Annotated in this window: 19 protein-coding genes; 5 read left to right on the forward strand and 14 right to left on the reverse strand. The window is 59.8% G+C overall.

The window, feature by feature from the left end; translation table 11 throughout:
- Positions 1-15: 15 nt before the first annotated feature.
- From radA to ACR0J8_RS04405, 13 genes are all read right to left on the reverse strand, one after another.
- The gene (gene radA, locus ACR0J8_RS04345) at positions 16-1,380 is read right to left on the reverse strand and encodes a DNA repair protein RadA (RefSeq protein WP_170677391.1); all 1,365 of its coding nucleotides are present in this window, start codon (positions 1,378-1,380) and stop codon (positions 16-18) included.
- Between the two features lie 133 nt (positions 1,381-1,513).
- Positions 1,514-2,245: a DNA repair protein gene (locus ACR0J8_RS04350; protein ID WP_480888924.1), complete on the reverse strand. Its 732-nt coding sequence runs from the start codon at positions 2,243-2,245 to the stop codon at positions 1,514-1,516.
- A 204-nt stretch (positions 2,246-2,449) separates the two neighbouring features.
- Positions 2,450-2,902 carry a paraquat-inducible protein A gene (locus tag ACR0J8_RS04355; protein WP_480440358.1) on the reverse strand — a complete coding sequence of 151 codons (453 nt, stop codon included), beginning with the start codon at positions 2,900-2,902 and terminating at the stop codon, positions 2,450-2,452.
- Between the two features lie 10 nt (positions 2,903-2,912).
- Positions 2,913-3,305 (reverse strand): hypothetical protein, encoded by a 393-nt coding sequence (locus tag ACR0J8_RS04360; RefSeq protein WP_480522404.1) that lies wholly within the window; start codon positions 3,303-3,305, stop codon positions 2,913-2,915.
- The gene (locus ACR0J8_RS04365; protein ID WP_480522403.1) at positions 3,305-4,051 is read right to left on the reverse strand and encodes an ABC transporter ATP-binding protein; all 747 of its coding nucleotides are present in this window, start codon (positions 4,049-4,051) and stop codon (positions 3,305-3,307) included. The genes ACR0J8_RS04360 and ACR0J8_RS04365 overlap by 1 nt, the downstream gene beginning before the upstream one ends.
- Positions 4,048-4,830, reverse strand: a complete 783-nt coding sequence (locus ACR0J8_RS04370) for an MlaE family ABC transporter permease (protein WP_170677381.1) — start codon at positions 4,828-4,830, stop codon at positions 4,048-4,050. The genes ACR0J8_RS04365 and ACR0J8_RS04370 overlap by 4 nt, the downstream gene beginning before the upstream one ends.
- Complete coding sequence (gene alr, locus ACR0J8_RS04375) at positions 4,827-5,861, reverse strand: alanine racemase (RefSeq protein WP_170610717.1); 1,035 nt, start codon at positions 5,859-5,861, stop codon at positions 4,827-4,829. Before alr ends, ACR0J8_RS04370 begins: the two co-directional genes overlap by 4 nt.
- A 46-nt stretch (positions 5,862-5,907) precedes the next feature.
- Positions 5,908-6,846 (reverse strand): isopenicillin N synthase family dioxygenase, encoded by a 939-nt coding sequence (locus ACR0J8_RS04380; RefSeq protein WP_480522402.1) that lies wholly within the window; start codon positions 6,844-6,846, stop codon positions 5,908-5,910.
- A gap of 174 nt (positions 6,847-7,020) precedes the next feature.
- On the reverse strand, positions 7,021-8,511 hold the full coding sequence (locus tag ACR0J8_RS04385) for a replicative DNA helicase (RefSeq protein ID WP_170610722.1): 1,491 nt from the start codon (positions 8,509-8,511) through the stop codon (positions 7,021-7,023).
- Positions 8,512-8,711: 200 nt separating this feature from the next.
- Positions 8,712-9,389, reverse strand: a complete 678-nt coding sequence (locus tag ACR0J8_RS04390) for an orotate phosphoribosyltransferase (RefSeq protein WP_480522401.1) — start codon at positions 9,387-9,389, stop codon at positions 8,712-8,714.
- A gap of 403 nt (positions 9,390-9,792) precedes the next feature.
- Positions 9,793-10,284 (reverse strand): CinA family protein, encoded by a 492-nt coding sequence (locus ACR0J8_RS04395; protein WP_480522400.1) that lies wholly within the window; start codon positions 10,282-10,284, stop codon positions 9,793-9,795.
- The gene (locus ACR0J8_RS04400) at positions 10,281-10,778 is read right to left on the reverse strand and encodes a phosphatidylglycerophosphatase A family protein (RefSeq protein ID WP_480522399.1); all 498 of its coding nucleotides are present in this window, start codon (positions 10,776-10,778) and stop codon (positions 10,281-10,283) included. The genes ACR0J8_RS04395 and ACR0J8_RS04400 overlap by 4 nt, the downstream gene beginning before the upstream one ends.
- Positions 10,775-11,905 carry a bifunctional 2-C-methyl-D-erythritol 4-phosphate cytidylyltransferase/2-C-methyl-D-erythritol 2,4-cyclodiphosphate synthase gene (locus ACR0J8_RS04405; RefSeq protein ID WP_480522398.1) on the reverse strand — a complete coding sequence of 377 codons (1,131 nt, stop codon included), beginning with the start codon at positions 11,903-11,905 and terminating at the stop codon, positions 10,775-10,777. Before ACR0J8_RS04405 ends, ACR0J8_RS04400 begins: the two co-directional genes overlap by 4 nt.
- 181 nt (positions 11,906-12,086) lie before the next feature.
- Between ACR0J8_RS04405 and dusB the strand changes: the two genes are divergently transcribed.
- The 5 genes from dusB to ntrX all read left to right on the forward strand — a co-directional run bounded on the left by dusB (position 12,087) and on the right by ntrX (position 19,338).
- Entirely contained in the window at positions 12,087-13,070 is a 984-nt protein-coding gene (gene dusB / locus ACR0J8_RS04410) for a tRNA dihydrouridine synthase DusB (protein WP_480522397.1), read from the forward strand.
- On the forward strand, positions 13,067-14,134 hold the full coding sequence (locus tag ACR0J8_RS04415; RefSeq protein WP_480522396.1) for a two-component system sensor histidine kinase NtrB: 1,068 nt from the start codon (positions 13,067-13,069) through the stop codon (positions 14,132-14,134). The genes dusB and ACR0J8_RS04415 overlap by 4 nt, the downstream gene beginning before the upstream one ends.
- A gap of 42 nt (positions 14,135-14,176) precedes the next feature.
- Entirely contained in the window at positions 14,177-15,544 is a 1,368-nt protein-coding gene (locus ACR0J8_RS04420; RefSeq protein WP_480522395.1) for a response regulator, read from the forward strand.
- 99 nt (positions 15,545-15,643) lie between these two features.
- Positions 15,644-17,932, forward strand: a complete 2,289-nt coding sequence (locus ACR0J8_RS04425) for a sensor histidine kinase NtrY-like (RefSeq protein WP_480522394.1) — start codon at positions 15,644-15,646, stop codon at positions 17,930-17,932.
- Positions 17,929-19,338: a nitrogen assimilation response regulator NtrX gene (gene ntrX, locus ACR0J8_RS04430; RefSeq protein ID WP_170610749.1), complete on the forward strand. Its 1,410-nt coding sequence runs from the start codon at positions 17,929-17,931 to the stop codon at positions 19,336-19,338. The genes ACR0J8_RS04425 and ntrX overlap by 4 nt, the downstream gene beginning before the upstream one ends.
- 9 nt (positions 19,339-19,347) lie before the next feature.
- Here the strand turns inward: ntrX and ACR0J8_RS04435 are convergent, their stop codons facing one another.
- Complete coding sequence (locus ACR0J8_RS04435) at positions 19,348-19,827, reverse strand: hypothetical protein (RefSeq protein WP_170619163.1); 480 nt, start codon at positions 19,825-19,827, stop codon at positions 19,348-19,350.
- Positions 19,828-19,904 lie beyond the last annotated feature (77 nt).

Here is a 19,904-nt window from a genome sequence, read left to right on the forward strand (position 1 = left end):
CCTCGGGGCGCGACTTTAACCTGCTCCGAAGGTTTCGCCAACAAACCCGACCAAATCAGAGGGTCGGGTGAGTGTCAGACCTGCCACAGTGCCGGTTTTGCCACCTGCCGGAGCAATTGCCGCCGTGAAACCAAGTTTTTGCGCTTCTTTCAACCTGTTTTCGGTCTGCGGGGCCGGTCTAAGTGCCCCGGAAAGCGAGATTTCTCCGAAAACGACCGTGTCGGCGGGCAAGGCAGTGTCCTCTCGCGCGCTGAGCAGTGCCGCGGCCACGGCCAGATCGGCAGCGGGTTCGCTGACTTTCAGCCCGCCTGCCACGTTCAGGTAAACATCGAGACCGGCAAAGGGGATACCACATCGGGCTTCAAGCACGGCGAGGATCATCGCAAGCCTTCCGCTGTCCCACCCGACGACAGTGCGGCGGGGCTGGGAATGCGGCGAGGGCGCAACGAGGGCCTGCAATTCCACCAGCACGGGCCGGGTGCCCTCGATCCCGGCAAAGACGGCCGAGCCTGGGCTGGGTGTGCCACGTTCCGACAGGAACAGGGCTGAGGGGTTCGTGACCTGTGCCAGCCCTTTGCCGGTCATTTCGAACACTCCGATTTCGTCGGCGGGGCCAAAGCGGTTCTTGACCGCGCGCAGGATGCGGAACTGATGGCCACGCTCGCCTTCGAAATACAGCACCGTGTCGACCATATGCTCGACCACGCGGGGACCGGCGATCTGGCCTTCCTTGGTGACATGGCCAACCATGATGATCGAGACCCCGTGGCGCTTTGCAAATGTTGTCAGCTCGTGAGCCGCGGCCCGGACCTGAGACACTGAACCGGGGGCGCTGTCGACATTGTCGGCCCACATGGTCTGGATCGAGTCGATGATGGCGAGGCCCGGTTTTTCCGTTTCCAGCGTCGTCAGGATGTCGCGCAGGTTGGTTTCAGCGGCGAGTTGCACGGGGGCATCTTCCAGTCCCAGACGGCGCGCGCGCATGCGGACCTGCGCGCTGGCTTCTTCGCCCGAGACATAGATCGTCTTAACGCCTGCCCGGGCAAATCTGGCCGCTGCCTGTAACAGCAGGGTGGATTTGCCGATGCCGGGGTCGCCGCCGACCAACAGGGCCGAGGCAGGCACAAGACCACCGCCCAACACCCGGTCCAGTTCCTCGACGCCGCACAGGGTGCGCGGCGGGGGTGTTTCCTCGGTCGACAGGTCGGAAAGCGCTACGGCCTGTCCACGCTTGCCACCCAGCGATTTCTTCGCCGGGCCGGCGGAAAGTGGCGTTTCCTGAGTGATGGTGTTCCATTCACCGCAGGCGTCACATCGTCCGGACCAGCGGGAATGCGACGCGCCGCAGGCGTTGCAGGAGAAAGAAGTCGTTTTAGCCATGGCGCAATTCGTGCCCGAGCCGGGGCGGTTCTTCAAGCCCTTGCGGGGCTTTCTTCACCGCCGGTGGCGGCCACGACCTCGGGCCCTGCGGGCCGTCGGCCATGGCGGGCGCTGGCGCGCCGGGGTGGGTGGCTTATTCGGCGGCCCGGGGCGGTGACATGGCAATGACGCTTGCGGCGCTGGGGTCACTTGCGTCGGGCGGTGTTTGCAATTGGGTCGAAAGTTCAGGCAGAAGCTCGAACAGTTCATCGCGAAGGCGCGCAAGCTGGGATTTGGCGATGGATTCCTCGATCTCGATATCGCGGGTCCACTGGCGCAGCTCGTGCTGGACGGTCTGGGCATCTTCGATTCGTTGACGGAACAGCTCGATCTCTTCTTGACGTTGTTTCAGGAAAGTGCGGGCGCGGGCCACTTTGTCCGCGCCATAGGTCTGTGCCAGTTCGTGGCTGACCTGGCTCATCTGTGCGGCCAGTTCCAGAACCTCGGGTTCGAGCGACTGAAGGTCCGGGTGATCGCGCAGAAAGGCCAGGCGTTCCTTTACTGCGTCGAACTCGGAGGCAAGCGCGAAGGCTCCGCTGCGATCGGCGGCATGGGCCACCTGATAGGCATCGACCACATCCTGCATGTTCAGGGAAAACTCTCGATGCGTCTTTTCCAGCGCCATCATTCTGGCGTTTGAGGGCAGGTAGAAGGCCAGCATGAGAATCAGTGCAGTCAGGCCGATCTGGACAAACATGCCCGCATCTATCGTGCCGGACCCCGCAATTCCGGCCTGCACCGACAACCAGGGCCAGAAGCCGGCGGCCGATAGAGTGGTGGCGAAAACCGCTGCGAGGGCCGATGCGCAGATCAGGAAAAAAGTCAATCGTAGAAAGGCATTCTGACATTGCAATGTGATAGTATGGATGGCGTCCATGACGTCCCAACTCCTTCTCGCAAACCGGCACTGGCCGGGTCCGGGCGGCGGGGTTCGTCAAACACACAACGTGATCCGCAATGGACCGGCAAGGTACAAAAACTAAACTGCTCGAATTAGGAAGATGATACTCAGTATAATGATTTCAATCAATTAGACCTGAGGATTTCGTGAACTGCATGTCATTTCCGTAACGTGGCCCACGGCGATTGACGCCAGAATACAGCCCGTGAACAGATAAAGACCCCACGCCGTTTCGATGGTCGCGTAGGAGATGCCCTTGGCCAGCGTGATGTAAAGCGCGATGAGGAAAATGTCGGCCATGGCCAGTTTGCCGAGGATGTTCAGCGCGGGTTGGACGCGGGCGTCCAGCAGATTCCACTGGATCAGCGCGGTGCCGATGGTTTTGACGTAGGGCGCGAAGAGGGCGAAGACGGTGACGATCAGCGCGAGGAAGATGTCGGATTTCCAGAGGGATTGGAGGCCGGTGACGACGCTGATTTCGCTGAGGCCGAAGATCGGGAGCAGACCCGCGCGCATCAGCGGGGCGAACCATGCGATGGGGTAGAGGATCAGGAGGGAGAGGGTGGCGAGGCGAAGGGTCATGTGTGCAGACTTAGGCACTCATGCCTTTGACGGAAAGCGTTAAACCCAGAGTGTAAATCAATAAGATGGCTCCGACGAGGAGGTCAGACTGTAGTTTGTGTGATACTGTTGATCGCAATTTCCGATGCAGGATAACTGCAGAAACCACTGAGCCTCCCATAATTGGAGCTAGTGATATTTGACATTTAAAACCAAAAACTTGCGACAAAAGAACGCCGACTAGCATGCCGGGTAGCAGGCCTTTGACTATCGAAAAGATCACTGGAAAGAAGATTACTTCAGTTTTGAGTGAACGGGGTACTCCTGATTTTCCTCCGATGAAGTGAATAATAAACCAAGCGATCGTTACCGACAAAAGGTAATAAAATAGCAATTGTTGCAGGACAACTATTGCGTCGTCCATCACCGCACCGCCTCGATCGGCCCCTCGGCACTGCCACTTATGAACTGCTCCACATAGGGATCACCCGAGGCGTCCATCTGCCCGACCGGGCCGGTCCACTGGATCACGCCTCCGTGCAGCATGGCAACATTGTCGGCAATCGCGCGGACGGAGCTCATGTCGTGGGTGATGGTCATCGCGGTTGCGCCCATCTCGGTCACGATTTCACGGATCAGGTCGTTGATGACGCCGGACATGATCGGGTCCAATCCCGTGGTGGGTTCGTCGAAGAAGATGATCTCGGGTTCGGCGGCGATGGCGCGGGCGAGGCCCACGCGTTTTTGCATCCCACCTGACAGTTCGGCCGGAAAGCGATCGGCGACGTTGGATTTCAGGCCGACGCGGCGCAGTTTCTCGATGGCGATTTCGCGCGCCTCATCCGCCGGGCGTTTCAGCGAACCGCGCAGAAGGCGGAAGGCGACGTTTTGCCAGACGGGCAGGGAGTCGAACAGAGCAGCCCCCTGAAACAGCATCCCAAAGCGCGCCAGAAACGCATCTCGGTCACCCTTAGTGGCGTCTTTGCCATCGACATAGATCATGCCGCTGTCGGGCTTGATCAGGCCGAGGATGCATTTCAGCGCCACGGACTTGCCGGTGCCCGAACCACCGATGATGACCATCGAGGTGCCTTTGGGGATCTCAAGGTTCATGCCCTGCAGCACGTGGTTGTCGCCAAAGGCTTTCTGTACGTTCTCCATCCGGATCATAGCGAGAAGAACACCCCTGTCAGAACGAAATTTGCGGCGAGGATCAGGACAGCGGCGGCCTCGACCGAGCCCTTGGTGGCGCGGCCCACGCCCTGCGCGCCACGGCCCGAATTCATGCCGTAGTAACATCCCATGATGGCTGCGATCATGCCGAAGGCTGCACCTTTGACCAGCGACGAGACGATGTCGCGGGTTTCCAGGAAATCCACGGTGTTTTTCAGATAGGCCGCCGGGTTGAAGCCCAGGTTTTGCGTGGCGACCGTATAGCCGCCCATGATGCCGATTACGTCGCCAACCGCGACCAGAGCAGGCACGGTGATCAGCGCCGCCAACACACGCGGTGCGGTGAGGTATTTCATAGGGTGCGTGGACAGCGTGACCAGCGCGTCGATCTGCTCGGTCACTTTCATTGTCGCGATTTCGGCGGCGATGGACGAAGTTACGCGCGCGGCGATCATCAGGCCAACCAGCACCGGACCAAGCTCGCGTACCATGCCGATCGCAACGATCTGGGGTACGACGGCTTCGGCATTGAAACGCGCGCCGCCCGCGTAGATCTGCAACGCCAGCGCGCCGCCGGTGAAAATCGCGGTCAGGCCGACGACGGGCAGCGACAGCCAGCCGATATTCAGCAGCGCGATGCCGAATTCGCGCGGGTAAAACGGCGGGCGAAAGATATGAGAGACCGCATCCAACGCGAACAGTCCGACGCGGCCGAATGCCGCCAACATGGTCAGGACGACGCGTCCAAGACCACCCAGAAGGGAAATGGGGTTCATTCCACGTAGCCCTTGGAATAGCGGTTGCCCAGTGAGGTCAGGATTTCATAGCCAATAGTACCCGCGGCCTCGGCCAGATCATCCACGGTTTGATGTCCGTTCAGAATGCGCAGACGCTCGGGCGCATGCGGCAGGTCGGTGACATCGACGGTGATGAGATCCATCGAGATGCGGCCGACCACGGGGCATGGCTGATTGCCAGAGAACATGTCTATGCCGCCACCGATGGCGCGGTGCAGCCCGTCGGCATAGCCAGCCGCGACGGTTGCAATCCGTGACGGTCGGCGCGCGGTCCAGCTGTTGCCATAGCCAACGGTTTCACCCACGGCCAGATCCCTGATCTGCACAACAGGCAGATCGGCTGTCACGACGGGTTTTGCGGCGGCGAACGGCAGACCGCCATATAGTCCGACGCCCGGGCGACAGAAGTCGAAATGGAATTCGGGTCCCAGCAAGATGCCGCCGGTGGCCGCCAGCGATCTTGGGGCGGCAACCCCGTCTGTCATCTCGCGGAAGGTGCGCAACTGTTGTTGGTTCATAGGGTGATCGGGCTCGTCCGAACAAGCCAGATGTGACATCACCACGACCGGGTTCAGGGCCTCGGCCTGCGGGCGCAGTGCGGCCCAGTCGGAAGGTTCCAATCCCAGGCGGTTCATGCCGCTGTCGAGCTGAATACCAAAGCCGTGATCCGGCAGTGCCTCGCGATGGCGCTGAAACTGCTGGGGCGAGTTGATCAGCGGTGTCAGGTCGTGATCCCGCAGCAGATCGGCGTCGCCTTCCATGTGGCCGGAGAACACGCCAATCATCGGACCGGGGCCGACCGCCTGCCGGACAACGGCGCCTTCTTCGGCGACGGCGACAAAGAACTTCCGGACGCCTTCTTCGGCCAGCGTCGCCGAGACAGGCCCAGCACCCAGGCCATAGGCATCCGCCTTGACCACGGCGCCGGTTTCGACATCCGTTTTTGCGTCGAGCGCCCGCCAATTGCTGGCGAGCGCCTGAAGATTGATCGTCAAACGTGCAGTACTCATGGAACTGTTCATGACATTGGATCGCGGCAGGTCAAGAGGGAATGCTTCAATTCCCCTCGGGTTTATGGGCCTCATAAGCAGCTTCAAGCTCAGATCGCAGGAAATCGGCAAACAACAAAGGCTTGAACCCGGGGGCGCCGGTGCCGGGCAGAGGTTCGACAATTGTGCTCACATGCGGGTCAAAGAAGAACGGCACGCTGTATCGTTCACGACCCGAACGGTTGATGACGCGATGCGGTGTGGACAACAGGCGGCCATTCGACATCCGATGCAGCATGTCCCCGACATTGACGACAAATGCCCCGGGGCGTGTGGGGACATCGACCCAATTTCCGGCAGGGGTTCTGACCTGCAATCCACCCACCTGATCCTGAGCCAGCAAGGTCAGGCAACCAAAATCGGTATGGGGTGCCGAGCCGAACAGATCACCAGGGCTGGCTTCGGATTGCGGTGGATAGTGCAGCAACCGCAGCCAGATGGTCGGAGTGTCGAAGGCCGAAAGAACAGAGAAATCGGTGGCGCCACTGGCCTTCAGGGCAATTCTCATCAACCTGCGCCCCAGGTCGGACATGGCGCGGGCATAGGCCTCCAGCGTGGTCCGAAAACCCGGCAGATCCGGCCACCGGTTCGGGCCTGACAGGTAGATACCGGGATCGGCCTTTGTGTCTTCGCGCATCATCATGAAGCTTGCCGACTGATTGGGTTTGGTCACATCGGCCAGGGTCGAGTTTACATCCGTTGACGTATCGATGGCGATATAGCCGCGGTGGGTTCGGTCAACGGCGATCGCAAGTTTTTCGTCAAGCGGAAGCGCGTGAAACTGTCTTGAGACCTCGAAGACATCGCTGATCAGATCGGCGTCTATGCCGTGATCTTCGATATAGCCGAAGCCTGTTGTTCCATAAGCAGCCCGAAAATCGGCTGCGATTTCATCCTCGGCGCGCGCGCCCAGACGGATGACGGGGATTTCAGTGAATTCTGTCATTGTTCTTTCGCTTTGTTGAGGAAGATTGCAGGGGCAGAAAATGCCCCCGATCTATCCGGCAAAGCGTTTGCGGCGGTGCCCGAAGTGGCGTTCAAGCACCACGCGACGGGGTTTATGAGCAAGACAAAACAGCATGGCCCGATCCGTGCATATCAGTTTGCCAGGGTCAAGGGATCAATACCCTTCGATCTGTCCGCCCTGTTGCCAGGGTTTGACCAGATTTCCGAAACGGGTGAACTGGGCCTCGAAGGACAGCTCGACCGTGCCGATGGGGCCGTGACGCTGCTTGCCGACGATAACTTCGGCCTTGCCGTGCAGGCGTTCCATGGCCTGCTTCCACTCTTCCATCTTTTCCAACTCGTGATCGCCGGGCTTTTCGCGTTCTTTGTAGTATTCCTCGCGGAACACGAACATCACCACGTCCGCATCCTGTTCGATCGATCCCGATTCCCGCAGGTCGGACAGTTGCGGGCGCTTGTCGTCGCGGTTCTCGACCTGACGGGAAAGCTGAGACAGCGCGATCACCGGGATGTTCAGTTCCTTAGCGATGGCTTTCATGCCCATCGAAATCTCGGCGATCTCGTTGACGCGGTTGTCGGACATGCCGCGGCAAAGTTGCAGATAGTCGATCACCAGCAGGTCCAGCCCATGTGTCCGTTTCAACCGCCGCGCACGGGCGGCCAGCTGTGAAATCGGCAGGGCGGGCGTGTCGTCGATGAACAGGGGGCACGCCTCAAGCTCCTTGGCGGCATCGACGAAGCGGCGGAACTCGGCTTCGGTCATGTCACCTTGGCGGATCTTGTGCGAAGAAATCTCGGACGCTTCGGCCAGAACCCGACCCGCAAGCTGCTCGGCGCTCATCTCCAACGAGAAGAAGCCGACCACTCCACCGTCAACCGCGCCCTCGCTGCCGTCCGACTTCAAGCCACGCTTGTACGCTTTGGCCACGTTGAAGGCCACGTTGGTCGCCAGCGATGTTTTTCCCATCGACGGGCGGCCCGCCAAAATGATCAGGTCCGACGGGTGCAGGCCCCCCAGTTGCTTGTCCAAATCGGCCAGACCGGTGGAAATCCCCGCCATGCCGCCACCGCGCTGGTACGCCTCGTTGGTGACATTGACGGCTTCTGTGACCGCCTTGAGGAAGGATTGAAAACCCTGTTCGGTCTGGCCCTGCTCGGACAACTGGTAAAGCTGCTGCTCGGCCTCGACGATCTGTTCTTTTGGTTCGCTGGAAACGTCAACCCGCGCCGCCTTGTCCGAGATGTCCCGGCCCAGACGGATTAGCTCGCGCCGGATGGCGAGGTCATAGATCATTTGCGCGTAGTCATGCACCGCGAAGGCGCTGATCGAGGCGCCGGCCAGTTTGACCAGATAGGCCGGCCCGCCAAGTTCCTTCAGGCCTTCATCCTCGGCCATGAAAGATTTCAGCGTCACAGGCGAGGCCAGCGCATTCTTGGCGATGCGCGCGGCCGCGACTTCGTAGATGCGGGCGTGGACCGGATCATAGAAATGCTCGGCCCCGATGATCGAAGCTACCCGGTCATAAAGGTCGTTATTGGTCAGGATCGCACCCAGAAGCTGCTGCTCGGCCTCGATGGAGTGCGGCATTGTTTCGGCGTTCTGAATTTGCGCCGCTGCCTGCTCGATACTGCTGATCTCGTTCATTGCTGTTCTCTTGCCCCTTGGACAGAGGCCATAACGTAGCGCCCTGAGTCGGCGCAAATTGTATGTTTTCTGGGGATAGCCTGTGCATATCTTCCCGCCCCATCATATTGCAGGATTGGGCGGGGGTCCGTCAACATGTTGTGGATGGAGTGTCGGGCGTATTCGGCAATGTTTCCGATTGGGAAACGGTTTGCGTCACGTCAGCCCTTATTCGCTTCCTGCCAGCCGCGCGGGTCGTTCAGGAATGCTTCGACCCCATCAAGTGTTTCCTGATCAAACGCTTTTTGCGCCTTGGCCTCGGCCAGAACATCCCACCAGGTACACAGGCTGTGCAGTTGCACCCCATGATCACCCAGGGTTTTTTCGGTTTCGGGGAAGATGCCGTAGTAGAAGATAACGGCAGTATGGCCGCAGGTCGCGCCGGTTTCGCGGATCGCGTCGACGAAGGACAGTTTCGAGCCGCCATCGGTGGTCAGGTCTTCGACCAACAGAACGCGTTCGCCTTCGCTCATGGCGCCTTCGATCCGGGCGTTGCGGCCATAGCCTTTGGGTTTCTTGCGCACATAGGTCATCGGCAGAGCCATACGCTCGGCCACCATTGCGGCAAAAGGAATACCCGCGGTTTCGCCGCCGGCAATGTTGTCGAATGCTTCAAAGCCCGCATCGCGCATCACGGTGACGGTCAGGAAATCCATCAAGGTCGAACGGATGCGAGGGTACGAGATAAGCTTGCGGCAATCGATATAGGTCGGGCTGGGCAAGCCGCTGGCTAGAGTGAATGGCTCGCGTGCGTTGAAATGCACGGCCCTGATCTCCAGCAGCATCCGCGCGGTCAAACGGGCGATTTCAGTGCTGTCGGGAAATGAACTGGGGATCATGGCGGAACCTCGGGGCTGAAATGACGTTGCGGGCTGATAGCCCGTCCAAAGGGGCGCTGTCGAGAGGGGTTGGCCCAAAAGAAAAGCGGACCCTGAATAAGGTCCGCTTTTGCCCTTGCGGGCTGCTGGACGGGCCTAGGTGGGCTAGGCCTGCCCGGATCAGGGCATTTACGCGAAAGGGACTTCGCTGTGCAACCGGCAAATTGCCGCCCGCTTAGAGTCAGTCATGCAAGTGCGGTAGCTGAAACAGTATGCCCGCAGTCAGGTGTGCCGACCTGAGGAAACACGTTACAGCTCAGCACTTTGTGAGCAGTGTGGCGGAAGGAAAAGGGGGAACGCCGGCCGCCTTCACCCTGGATGATGTTACTTGGCATCACGTGATTGTGCGTTGAGTGGTCTTAGGTCACAGGCCCTGAGCTTTGGCGCCTTTCAGGAGGTGCCGATACAACAGATCAAGGGCGTGGTCCCGCGCGGCGATGCGCACCTTGTCCCGGCCCAGGGCACCAAACTCGACGGTTTCGGTCATGGTGTCCTGATCTTCGGCCGCCAGACCGAAGCACACACGCCCTTCCGGCTTGAATTCAGACCCACCCGGACCGGCAATTCCGGTGACAGAGACAGTCAGCTGAGCGCCCGAATGCTTCAGCGCGCCCTCGGCCATTTCCCGGGCGACCTGCTCTGATACTGCTCCGTGGGTTTCCAGCGTGTCAGCCTGCACGCCCAGCATCTGCTGTTTGGCGGTATTGGTGTAGGTGACAAAGCCGCGTTCCACCACGGCAGAGCTGCCGGGAAAATCTGTCAGCGCGGCGGCAACAAGGCCGCCAGTGCAGCTTTCGGCTGTGGCGATCATCACCCCCTGTGCCTTGGCCCGGTTCAGGATGTCGGTGACGCTCACAGGCCCAGTACCCCATGCGAAAAGCCGGCCAGCAGCGCGACGCAGATTGCTGAAAACACACCGGCGATCACGTCATCCAGCATCACGCCCATCGGGTCGCCACGCCGGTCGGCCCAGCCGACTGGGCCGGGCTTGGTGATGTCGAACAGGCGAAACAGCACGAAACCCGCCACCCAACCGGGCCAGAGCGCGGTGATTTCCAGCCCGTGCGCCCAGGCCGGGTAGGAAATGGCCCAGAGGGCGATGAACTGCCCTGCAACCTCGTCAATCACGATTTCCGACGGGTCGTGGTCATCCTGACCTGCGGTCATGACCTTTGTGGCCCAGATCCCTGCAACAAAGACGATCAGAGTAGCCAGGGCCAGCAAGGGGAAGCCACCCAGCGTGTGCAATACCCAGACCATCGGCAGCGCGGCCAGTGACCCCCAGGTGCCGGGGGCGGGGCGCAGGTAGCCTACGCCCCCAACGGTTCCAATCAGACGCGCCGCGTTCATGACTTCACCAGACAGGCCGTGGCCAGTGACGCGATGCCCTCACTGCGGCCGGTAAAGCCCAGACGTTCGGACGTGGTCGCCTTGACCGAGACCTGGTCGGCCCGCAATCCCATGATTTTCGACATTTCTTCGCGCATTGCGGGCGCGTGAGGACCGATCTTGGGATATTCGCAAACAAGTGTGCAATCGACATTCGAGATGCGGTAGCCCATCTGTTCGGCCAGTTCGACCGCGTGCCGCAGAAATATCGCGCTGGCGGCCCCTTTCCATTGCGGATCCGATGGTGGGAAATGCTGACCGATATCTCCCTGCGCCAGCGCGCCATAGATTGCGTCGGTTACGGCGTGCATCCCGACATCGGCATCTGAATGTCCCTGAAGCCCGCGATCATGCGGCACTTTTACACCGCACAGGATCACATGATCTCCATCGCCAAATCGGTGAACGTCGTACCCGTTGCCCAGCCTTACTTCCATGTTCGTTCCCATGATACGTTCCGCCCGGGCAAAATCCTCGGGTCGGGTGATTTTGATGTTGTCTGCGTCGCCGGGCACGATAGCCACGCCTATCCCTGCCGCGCGGGCGACTTCAACGTCGTCCATGGCACCGCCGGGGTGTGCGGCATGGGCTGCAACGATGGCGTCATAGTGAAACCCCTGAGGGGTCTGGGCCGCATACAATCCAGTGCGATCTTGTGTGCCCGTGACAGCGGAACCGTCCCCCGTCCAGAGCGCGTCGGTCACCGCCACCCCCGGTGCCGCGGCGCTGTTGTCGTTCAGTGCCGCCAGTACGTCGAGGATGGTGGCGCGGCTGACACAAGGCCGGGCGACATCGTGGATGAGGACGCGCGCCACGGTCTTGTCCGCCAGCGCCTGCAGGCCATTGCGGACAGACCCGGCGCGGTCTGCTCCTCCTGTCGCCAAAATCAGATCGGTACCGTCAAATTCGGCCCGTGCGACGTGGTCGTCGGGGGAAAGGACCAGAACGATATGATCAACCAGTCCCCGGAACCTGTCGATTGTCCAGTCGGCCACGCGACGTCCGGACAGAGTGCGCCATTGTTTAGGCGTTCCGCCACCCGCGCGCATTCCGCGTCCGGCGGCGACAATAATGGCGGCGGTGGTCATGAGGTCTGCTCTCCTGCGTTGGGTCATTGTTTAGGATGCGGTGAATGCAGAGGCAATCGCCCGCGTCAATCTGCCTAAAAATTAGGCATGTGATGATTTTGCAGGCTTGTGACATGCGGATTTCTTGGTCATATGCGCAGAATTCGATATTAAATGCGCAACTGCCCAAGGAATAAGCACTTTGACCCTGCATCTTGCTGACAAGCCTTTGTACCCGCCGGTTTTGCTGGCGCCGATGGCCGGAATCACTGATCGCCCGTATCGCGATCTGGTGATGCGCTTTGGCGCGGGCATGGTTGTCAGCGAAATGGTCGCCAGCCAGGAAATGGTGCAGGCAAAACCGGGCGTGCGCGAACGGGCCGAGCTTTCGGCGGATGTCGAAAATACCGCCGTTCAGCTTGCCGGGCGTGAAGCACGCTGGATGGCGGAAGCCGCGCGGCAGGTCGCTGATCGCGGCGCGCGGGTGATCGACATAAACATGGGCTGTCCAGCCAAGAAGGTGACCAACGGGTATTCGGGTTCGGCCCTGCTGAAAACGCCCGACCATGCCCTGACACTGATCGAGGCGGTGGTGGAGGCGGTGGATGTCCCAGTGACGCTGAAGACCCGGCTGGGTTGGGACGACAGCCTGCTCAACGCGCCGGATGTGGCGCGCAGGGCGCAGGATGCCGGTATTCGGATGGTCACGATCCACGGTCGAACACGGTGTCAGTTCTACAAGGGACACGCAAACTGGCAGGCCATCCGTGCGGTGAAAGAGGCAGTGACCATTCCGGTCATAGCAAACGGCGACATCGTCGACACGCAAACCGCACGGACCGCCTTGGATCACTCGGGCGCCGACGGCGTGATGGTCGGACGTGGGGCGCAAGGAAAGCCCTGGTTGCTGGCGCAGTTATGTCACGACCTGTTCGGTGCCGACGCGCCGGACGTTCCGACAGGGCATGATCTGAGCGCGATGGTGCAGGAGCACTATCAGGCCATGCTGTATTTCTATGGACCCGACCTTGGTCTGCGCGTCGCGCGCAAGCATCTTGGGTGGTACATGGACGAAGCAGGAACACCCGTCGGCTTGCGCCGCGCGATACTGACATCGCGTGATACATCCGAAGTTCTGCGTTTGATCGCGGATGCAATCCCGCATCAGGGGGAAGCGGCGGCATGACCTCGGACCAGAGCATTTGGGCCTCATTGCCGGTTCCCGCATTCATCATCGACGGTGACGATCGGATCGCTGATGTCAATTCGGCGGGTGAGGGGTTCCTGAACGCCTCGCGCCGTTCGGTTGTCGGGCATCCGGTGTGGGATCAGATAGCCGTCGACGCCCCCCTGGAGGAGGCGTTTCTGAGAGCACGGCAGAATGGTTCGCCTTTGTTCGTCAATGATGTGGATGTTGGATCGGGCAGTCGTGCGCCTCTGCAATGTGCGCTGCAGATCGCGCCGTTGATGGGTCATTCGGGATCAATGATCATGATCCTTTCTCCGCGCGAACTGGCCGGACGGATGACTCGCGGGAACACGGTGAAATCCGCCGCGCAATCAGCCATTGGAATGGCCGAAATGCTGGCGCATGAGATCAAAAACCCGCTGGCTGGAATCACTGGAGCTGCCCAGTTGCTTAGCATGAATATCTCTCAGCAAGATATTGAGTTAACAGACTTAATTGTCGAAGAAAGCCGCCGGATCGTAAAGCTGTTGGAGCAGGTGGAGCAGTTCGGAAACCTGTCGCAGCCGGACTTCCAGCCGGTCAACCTGCATGACGTGCTGGACCGTGCGCGGCGTTCGGCGCTGTTGGGGTTCGGCGCGCATATGAAGATCGTCGAGGATTATGATCCGTCGCTGCCGCTGGCTTATGGCGATCAGGACCAGATCCTGCAGGTCATTCTGAACCTTCTGAAAAACGCATCCGAGGCAGCCGGGCCGGAAGGCGGGACCATTCGCCTGCGTACCTATTTCGAACACTCATTTCGTCTGCGGCGCAACGATGGGTCCGGCCATTCCCTGCCGCTGCAGATCGAAATCATCGATGACGGCCCCGGCTTGCCCGAAGACATCCTGAGCGACATTTTCGATCCCTTTGTCTCTGGCAGGGAAAACGGCACGGGTCTTGGTCTGGCGCTGGTCAGCAAGATCGTCTCCGACCACGACGGCTGGGTTTCGGCCGAGTCGGTTCCGGGCCGGACGGTTTTTCGCCTGTCACTCAGGCGGGCGCCACGGGACGCGCAATGAAATTGAAACCGGCGGCAAATGGCATAGCAAGGAGAACAGCAGATGGATGGCACAGTTCTGGTCGCAGATGACGACCGCACGATCCGCACGGTTCTGACGCAGGCACTGACCCGGGCGGGATGCAAGGTGCACGCAACTTCTTCTTTGACCACGCTGATGCGCTGGGTCGGAGAGGGCAAAGGCGATGTGGTCATCTCGGACGTAGTCATGCCGGACGGGAACGGGCTTGAGATGCTGCCGAAGATCGCGCAGGACAGGCCGGGTTTGCCGGTTATCGTGATCTCGGCCCAGAACACGATCATGACGGCAATTCAGGCGGCTGAGGCCGACGCTTATGACTATCTACCGAAGCCTTTTGATCTGCCGGATCTGATGAAAAGAACGGCCCGGGCGCTGGATCAGAAGCAACGCCCGCAGTCTGGTGCCTCGGAATTGGTTCGGGATCGCCCGGAGGAATTGCCTCTGGTGGGGCGTACGCCGGTTATGCAGGCGCTGTACCGGCTGGTGGCGCGGGTCATGAACACCGATCTGCCGGTTATGATTTCCGGTGAAAGTGGAACCGGCAAGTCTCTGATTGCGAAAGCAATACATGACTTCTCGGATCGTCGGACATTGCCTTTTGTTTCCGTCACCGCGTCTGAGTTGCGGGATCTGGAAGGACCTGCCCGCGTCATGGCGCGGGTTCGGGGTGGCACCCTGCTGATCGACGAAATCGCAGATATCGAAGACGACATTCAGGCCCGGATCGTGCGGATGATGGACAGCCCGGGCGATCATCTGCCGCGCTTCATGGCAACCAGCCAGTCGGACCTGACCGAAGCAATGGAAAGCGGACGCGTGCGCCAGGATTTGTATTATCGTCTGTGTGGCGCGACGATCCACGTTCCGGCCCTGCGTGAAAGAATGGACGACATTACTTTGCTGGCCGATCACTTTCTGGCACGGGAAGAGCGTGAGACCGGCACGAAACGCTGGCTCAGCGGCGAAGCGGTTGAACTGGTGCGCCGTTATTCGTGGCCCGGGAATGTGCGGCAACTGGAAAACGCGGTGCGCCGCCTTGGATTGACCAGTCAGGCGGACGAGATATCCAAAACCGAAGTCGAAATGGTTCTGGGCAGCCAGCCCGAGGCGGAACCGGTTCTGGGGGGCGGAGAGCGTGAGAAACTGTCGGCCTCGGTCGCGCGGCATCTGCGGCGGTATTTCGACCTTCACGGCAACATGTTGCCGCCTCCGGGCCTGTATCAGCGTATCCTGCGCGAAGTTGAGGCACCGCTGATCGAAATCGCATTGGACGCAACCGGCGGAAATCAGGCAAAATGTTCGGATTTACTAGGGATTAACCGAAATACGCTGCGAAAAAAGATCATCGACCTCGATATTGAGGTGACACGCCGTCGCAAACTGATGTAATATCGCCACACAAACCGTGGCATTCGGGTTTCTACCTGACAAGGACCACGACATATGGCGGTAAGCCGCGCAAGCGGCACATCAGGATGAGGGCAGACGGTGGCAACCCGGGCACAGAGCGGGCCAATACCATCGATTAATCGATGGCGAAAATCCCGAAAACTGCGCAATTTCGGCACCTTGGGGCTGGTTCTTCTGGGGCCAGCACTGGCGCTTGCCACCTATCTTGTCATTGGTCCGTTCGATCTGGGTTCGGCCGCGCCGACATTGCGCCTGATCCTATTGGCCGACCTTGTCTATGTGCTGGTCGTGGCCGCACTTGTACTAAGTCAGGTCGGCAGTCTGATCGCGGCGCGACGCGCCAAGTCAGCAGGTTCCCGTTTGCATTTGCGCCTGATCGGCGCGTTCACGCTGCTGGCGCTGGTGCCGACTGTGACCGTGGCGATTTTTGCCGGACTGACCGTGAATATCGGTCTGGAGGGTTGGTTTTCGGATCGTGTGCGCGAAGTTGTCGGGTCGTCGCTCAGTGCGGCCGAAGCGTATGAACAGGAACACCGTCAGGGCCTGACTCAGGACGCGACTGTCTTGGCCCGGTTTTTGGATAATGCCCGGTCTCTGGATTACTACATTTCTGACGCTGAGTTGCGCGAAGTTCTGGCCCAGGGCCAGTCGCAGATCCAGCGTGGCCTGCGTGAAGCTTATGTCATTGACGGTAGCGGCGAAATCCGGGCCCGGGGCGACAGGTCGTACCTGTTCAACTACGAAGAACCCACGGCTGAGCAACTGGCGAACGCGACCCACCGGGGCTTGCTGATCATCGCGGACTGGCAAAACAGCGAATTCAGGGCGCTGGTCCCTCTGCGGGCGTATCTGGACCGTTACCTCTATGTCAGCCGTGACGTGGACGGGCAATTGCTGACGCTTCTGGATGACACCAAGGAAACAGCGCAGTTCTATCAGCAGCTTGAAAGCGAAAGGGGCAGGGTGCTGTTCGAGTTTGGCCTGTTGTATCTGGGTTTCGCGGTGATCCTGATCCTGGCGGCGATGTCGCTGGGCATGTGGTTTGCTGAACGCTTGTCTCGCCCGGTGGGCCGCCTGACCACAGCAGCGCAGCGTGTTGGCGCGGGTGACCTGAGCGTTCAGGTTATTGAAGAGGCCAGCGATGACGAGATCGCGATGCTGGGTCGGTATTTCAACCAGATGACCCGCCAGTTGAAGGGTCAGCGGGACACGTTGCTGGAAAACACCCGTCATATTGAACGCCGTCGTCGACTGTTCGATTCAGTGCTCAGTTCGGTCACCTCGGGGGTTGTCGGAGTTGATCCTGACGGGTGCGTTACATTTGTGAACCGATCCGCCCAGCGTCTGCTGGACTGGTCGCGGGGCGAAGAACTTTTGGCGATCGGTATCGCGGTACCCGAGTTCCTGCCTTTGTTCGAGAACCTTAAGGAAAGCGGGCAAGAGGCTGTTCAGGAAGAGATAAAAGTCACCCGCAAGGGCCAGTTGGAGAATCTTCTGGTCCGCATGGCAACTCGGCGCGGTGAGGATGGCGGGCTGGAAGGTTACGTGGTTGCCTTTGACGACGTGACCGACCTGGTCAGCGCGCAGCGGATGGCAGCCTGGGGCGACGTGGCGCGCCGGATCGCGCATGAGATCAAAAACCCTCTGACCCCGATTCAGTTGAGCGCCGAGAGAATCAAGCGAAAGTTCTCGCGCAAGCTGGACGAGGAGGACAGCAGCAGCCTGGAATCGATGACGGATGTCATTGTCCGGCAGACGAACGACCTGCGGCGCATTGTTGACGAATTCTCGAAGTTCGCTCGCATGCCTGAACCGGAACGGCGCGAGGAAAACATCGTTGATCTGGTGCGCGAGGCTGTTCTGCTCCAGCAGGCCGGGCAGCCGGATGTGCAGATCGATGCAGATCTGCCCAACCGCGCGATTCCGGCGGATGTGGATGCGACGATGTTGAAGCAGGCCCTGACCAACCTTATCAAGAACGCCGGCGAAGCCATTGGAACCTTGAAGGAAAAAGGTGCACCTGAAAACCTCAAGCCGCAGATCAAGGTTAGGGTATCGACAGATGATGCCGGGACACAGATCACCATCGCGGACAACGGAATCGGGCTGCCGGAAGACCGGGCGCGTCTGTTTGAACCCTATGTGACCACCCGCGACGAGGGCACCGGCCTTGGCCTGCCCATCGTGAAGAAGATCATCGAAGAACATGGCGGAGCGCTGACTTTGGAAGACGCGCCCGTATTTGACGGACAGGACCATTTTGGCGCAATGGCCGTGATCCGGTTACCCGGGGGCAGTGTTTCCCCGTCAGTCGCGCCACAGAAGCAGGCTATTAAAACCAACAAACTGAAAGCAGGCCAAAGATGAGCGACATTCTGATCGTAGATGACGAACGCGATATTCGCGAGCTGGTGTCAGACATTCTGGAGGACGAAGGCTATTCAACCCGACTTGCCGGCAATTCGGACGATTGCATGGCGTCGATCAACGCTGAACCTCCGGGTCTTTTGATCCTCGACATCTGGCTCAAGGACAGCCGAATGGACGGGATCGACATCCTGAAAGCGGTAAAGCGCGACAACCCGGACGTGCCCGTTGTGATTATTTCCGGTCACGGGAATATCGAGATTGCCGTGGCAGCCATCAAGCAGGGCGCTTATGACTTTATCGAAAAGCCATTCAACATTGACCAGTTGATGGTGGTGATCCGGCGCGCGATGGAAACCTCGCGTCTGCGTCGCGAAAACGCGTCGCTCAAGCGGAAGGAAGTCAGCTGCTCGGACATGATCGGCAAATCGGCATCGTTCCGTGCGATGCAGGGCCAGTTGGACAAGGTGACGAAGTCCAACGGCCGCGTGATGCTGAGCGGCCCTGCCGGGTCGGGCAAGGAAATCGCGGCACGCTATATCCACGCACATTCCAACCGTGCCAATGCGCCTTTCGTGACCGTGAATTGCGCCGGGGTCGAGCCCGAGCGGATGGAAGAGGTGCTGTTTGGCCGCGAGACATCTGAACGCGGTGTTGAATCAGGCCTGCTTGAGGAAGCCCATGGCGGCGTGATCTTCTTTGATGAGGTCGCCGATATGCCGCTGGGCACGCAATCGAAGATTCTGCGGGTTCTTGTGGATCAGCAGTTTCAGCGGGTTGGCGGAACCGACAAGGTCCGGGTTGATCTACGCGTCATATCTTCGACCAATCGGGACCTGGAGGAAGAAATCACCGCTGAACGGTTCAGGGAAGAGTTGTATCACCGCCTGAACGTTGTTCCGATTGCGGTGCCGTCTCTAGAAGACCGGCGCGAGGACATTCCGGTATTGGCGCAGCACTTTATCGAAATGTGCAACGAAGCGCAGGGCTTGCCCGTTCGCGAATTGTCGGATGAGGCAATTGCACTGCTGCAGACCATGACATGGCCGGGCAATGTGCGTCAGCTCAAAAACCTGATCGAACGTGTGCTGATCCTGGGGGATGGAACCGGCCCGATCGAGGCGCGGGAACTGCCCAACGACGAGGAAAAGGCCGAAGATTCTGGTCGCGTGGTTCTGTCCGGCGCGCTGGCGACTTTGCCGTTACGCGAAGCGCGCGAGGCGTTCGAGCGCGAATATCTTCTGACACAGATCAACCGGTTCGGTGGCAATATCAGCCGCACTGCCAGTTTCGTAGGTATGGAGCGCAGTGCGCTGCACCGCAAACTCAAGTCGCTTGGCGTGGTCACATCGAACAAATCCGGCGCGCGTGTCGCGCAACTGGATGAACCGGAGCCGGCGGAATAACCCGCCGGTTCAGCCGGTGTGGCCCGGCGTTATGATCTGAAACGACCCGTCGTCGAACTTCACGAAACAGGACTCGGTGCTTAGCGGCGGCAGGGTTGTTGTACGGGTCAGCGATACCCGGGATTTCACCGCTTGTTTGCAAGGCGGCAGGCTGACCGGGCGAAAACCTTTCTTGGCCATGCATTGCGCCTCGACAGTGTTGCGCAGGTCCTGATTCACATCAACTGTGTAGACGCGTCCGGGTTCCCACCATCCGGGTGAACGGTAGCAGTGGCCGCGGCCGTCGCAATAGGTGCGCCCTGGCCAATAGACGGGTGGGCTTTGCCGGACCTGGTTGGCGACAGGCACCTCATTCAGGGCCTTTACCTGGCATTGCGTGGTCTCCTGCTGCAATCGCGCCACGCTGGCACCTTCGCGGTAATAGAGTGACAGAGGCCCGCAGGAAGAGAGCAAGAACAAAGGAATAAAGGCGCGTAGCATTGTTTTCATGCGCATATCTTGCCTCACTCCCTGTTCCATGACAATTCAATTGACCGTTTTGGGGGCATCTGTCATTCAAAGATTTC

The sequence above is a fragment of the Ruegeria sp. N11 genome (assembly GCF_056531525.1).

Bases quoted from the DNA above. Each gene is read 5' to 3' on its own strand.
- radA (WP_170677391.1), bottom strand. From the start codon at position 1,380: ATGGCTAAAACGACTTCTTTCTCCTGCAACGCCTGCGGCGCGTCGCAT.
- ACR0J8_RS04355 (WP_480440358.1), bottom strand. From the start codon at position 2,902: ATGACCCTTCGCCTCGCCACCCTCTCCCTCCTGATCCTCTACCCCATC.
- ACR0J8_RS04360 (WP_480522404.1), bottom strand. From the start codon at position 3,305: ATGGACGACGCAATAGTTGTCCTGCAACAATTGCTATTTTATTACCTT.
- ACR0J8_RS04365 (WP_480522403.1), bottom strand. From the start codon at position 4,051: ATGATCCGGATGGAGAACGTACAGAAAGCCTTTGGCGACAACCACGTG.
- ACR0J8_RS04370 (WP_170677381.1), bottom strand. From the start codon at position 4,830: ATGAACCCCATTTCCCTTCTGGGTGGTCTTGGACGCGTCGTCCTGACC.
- alr (WP_170610717.1), bottom strand. From the start codon at position 5,861: ATGAGTACTGCACGTTTGACGATCAATCTTCAGGCGCTCGCCAGCAAT.
- ACR0J8_RS04380 (WP_480522402.1), bottom strand. From the start codon at position 6,846: ATGACAGAATTCACTGAAATCCCCGTCATCCGTCTGGGCGCGCGCGCC.
- ACR0J8_RS04385 (WP_170610722.1), bottom strand. From the start codon at position 8,511: ATGAACGAGATCAGCAGTATCGAGCAGGCAGCGGCGCAAATTCAGAAC.
- ACR0J8_RS04390 (WP_480522401.1), bottom strand. From the start codon at position 9,389: ATGATCCCCAGTTCATTTCCCGACAGCACTGAAATCGCCCGTTTGACC.
- ACR0J8_RS04400 (WP_480522399.1), bottom strand. From the start codon at position 10,778: ATGAACGCGGCGCGTCTGATTGGAACCGTTGGGGGCGTAGGCTACCTG.
- ACR0J8_RS04405 (WP_480522398.1), bottom strand. From the start codon at position 11,905: ATGACCACCGCCGCCATTATTGTCGCCGCCGGACGCGGAATGCGCGCG.
- ACR0J8_RS04415 (WP_480522396.1), top strand. From the start codon at position 13,067: ATGACCTCGGACCAGAGCATTTGGGCCTCATTGCCGGTTCCCGCATTC.
- ACR0J8_RS04420 (WP_480522395.1), top strand. From the start codon at position 14,177: ATGGATGGCACAGTTCTGGTCGCAGATGACGACCGCACGATCCGCACG.
- ntrX (WP_170610749.1), top strand. From the start codon at position 17,929: ATGAGCGACATTCTGATCGTAGATGACGAACGCGATATTCGCGAGCTG.
- ACR0J8_RS04435 (WP_170619163.1), bottom strand. From the start codon at position 19,827: ATGAAAACAATGCTACGCGCCTTTATTCCTTTGTTCTTGCTCTCTTCC.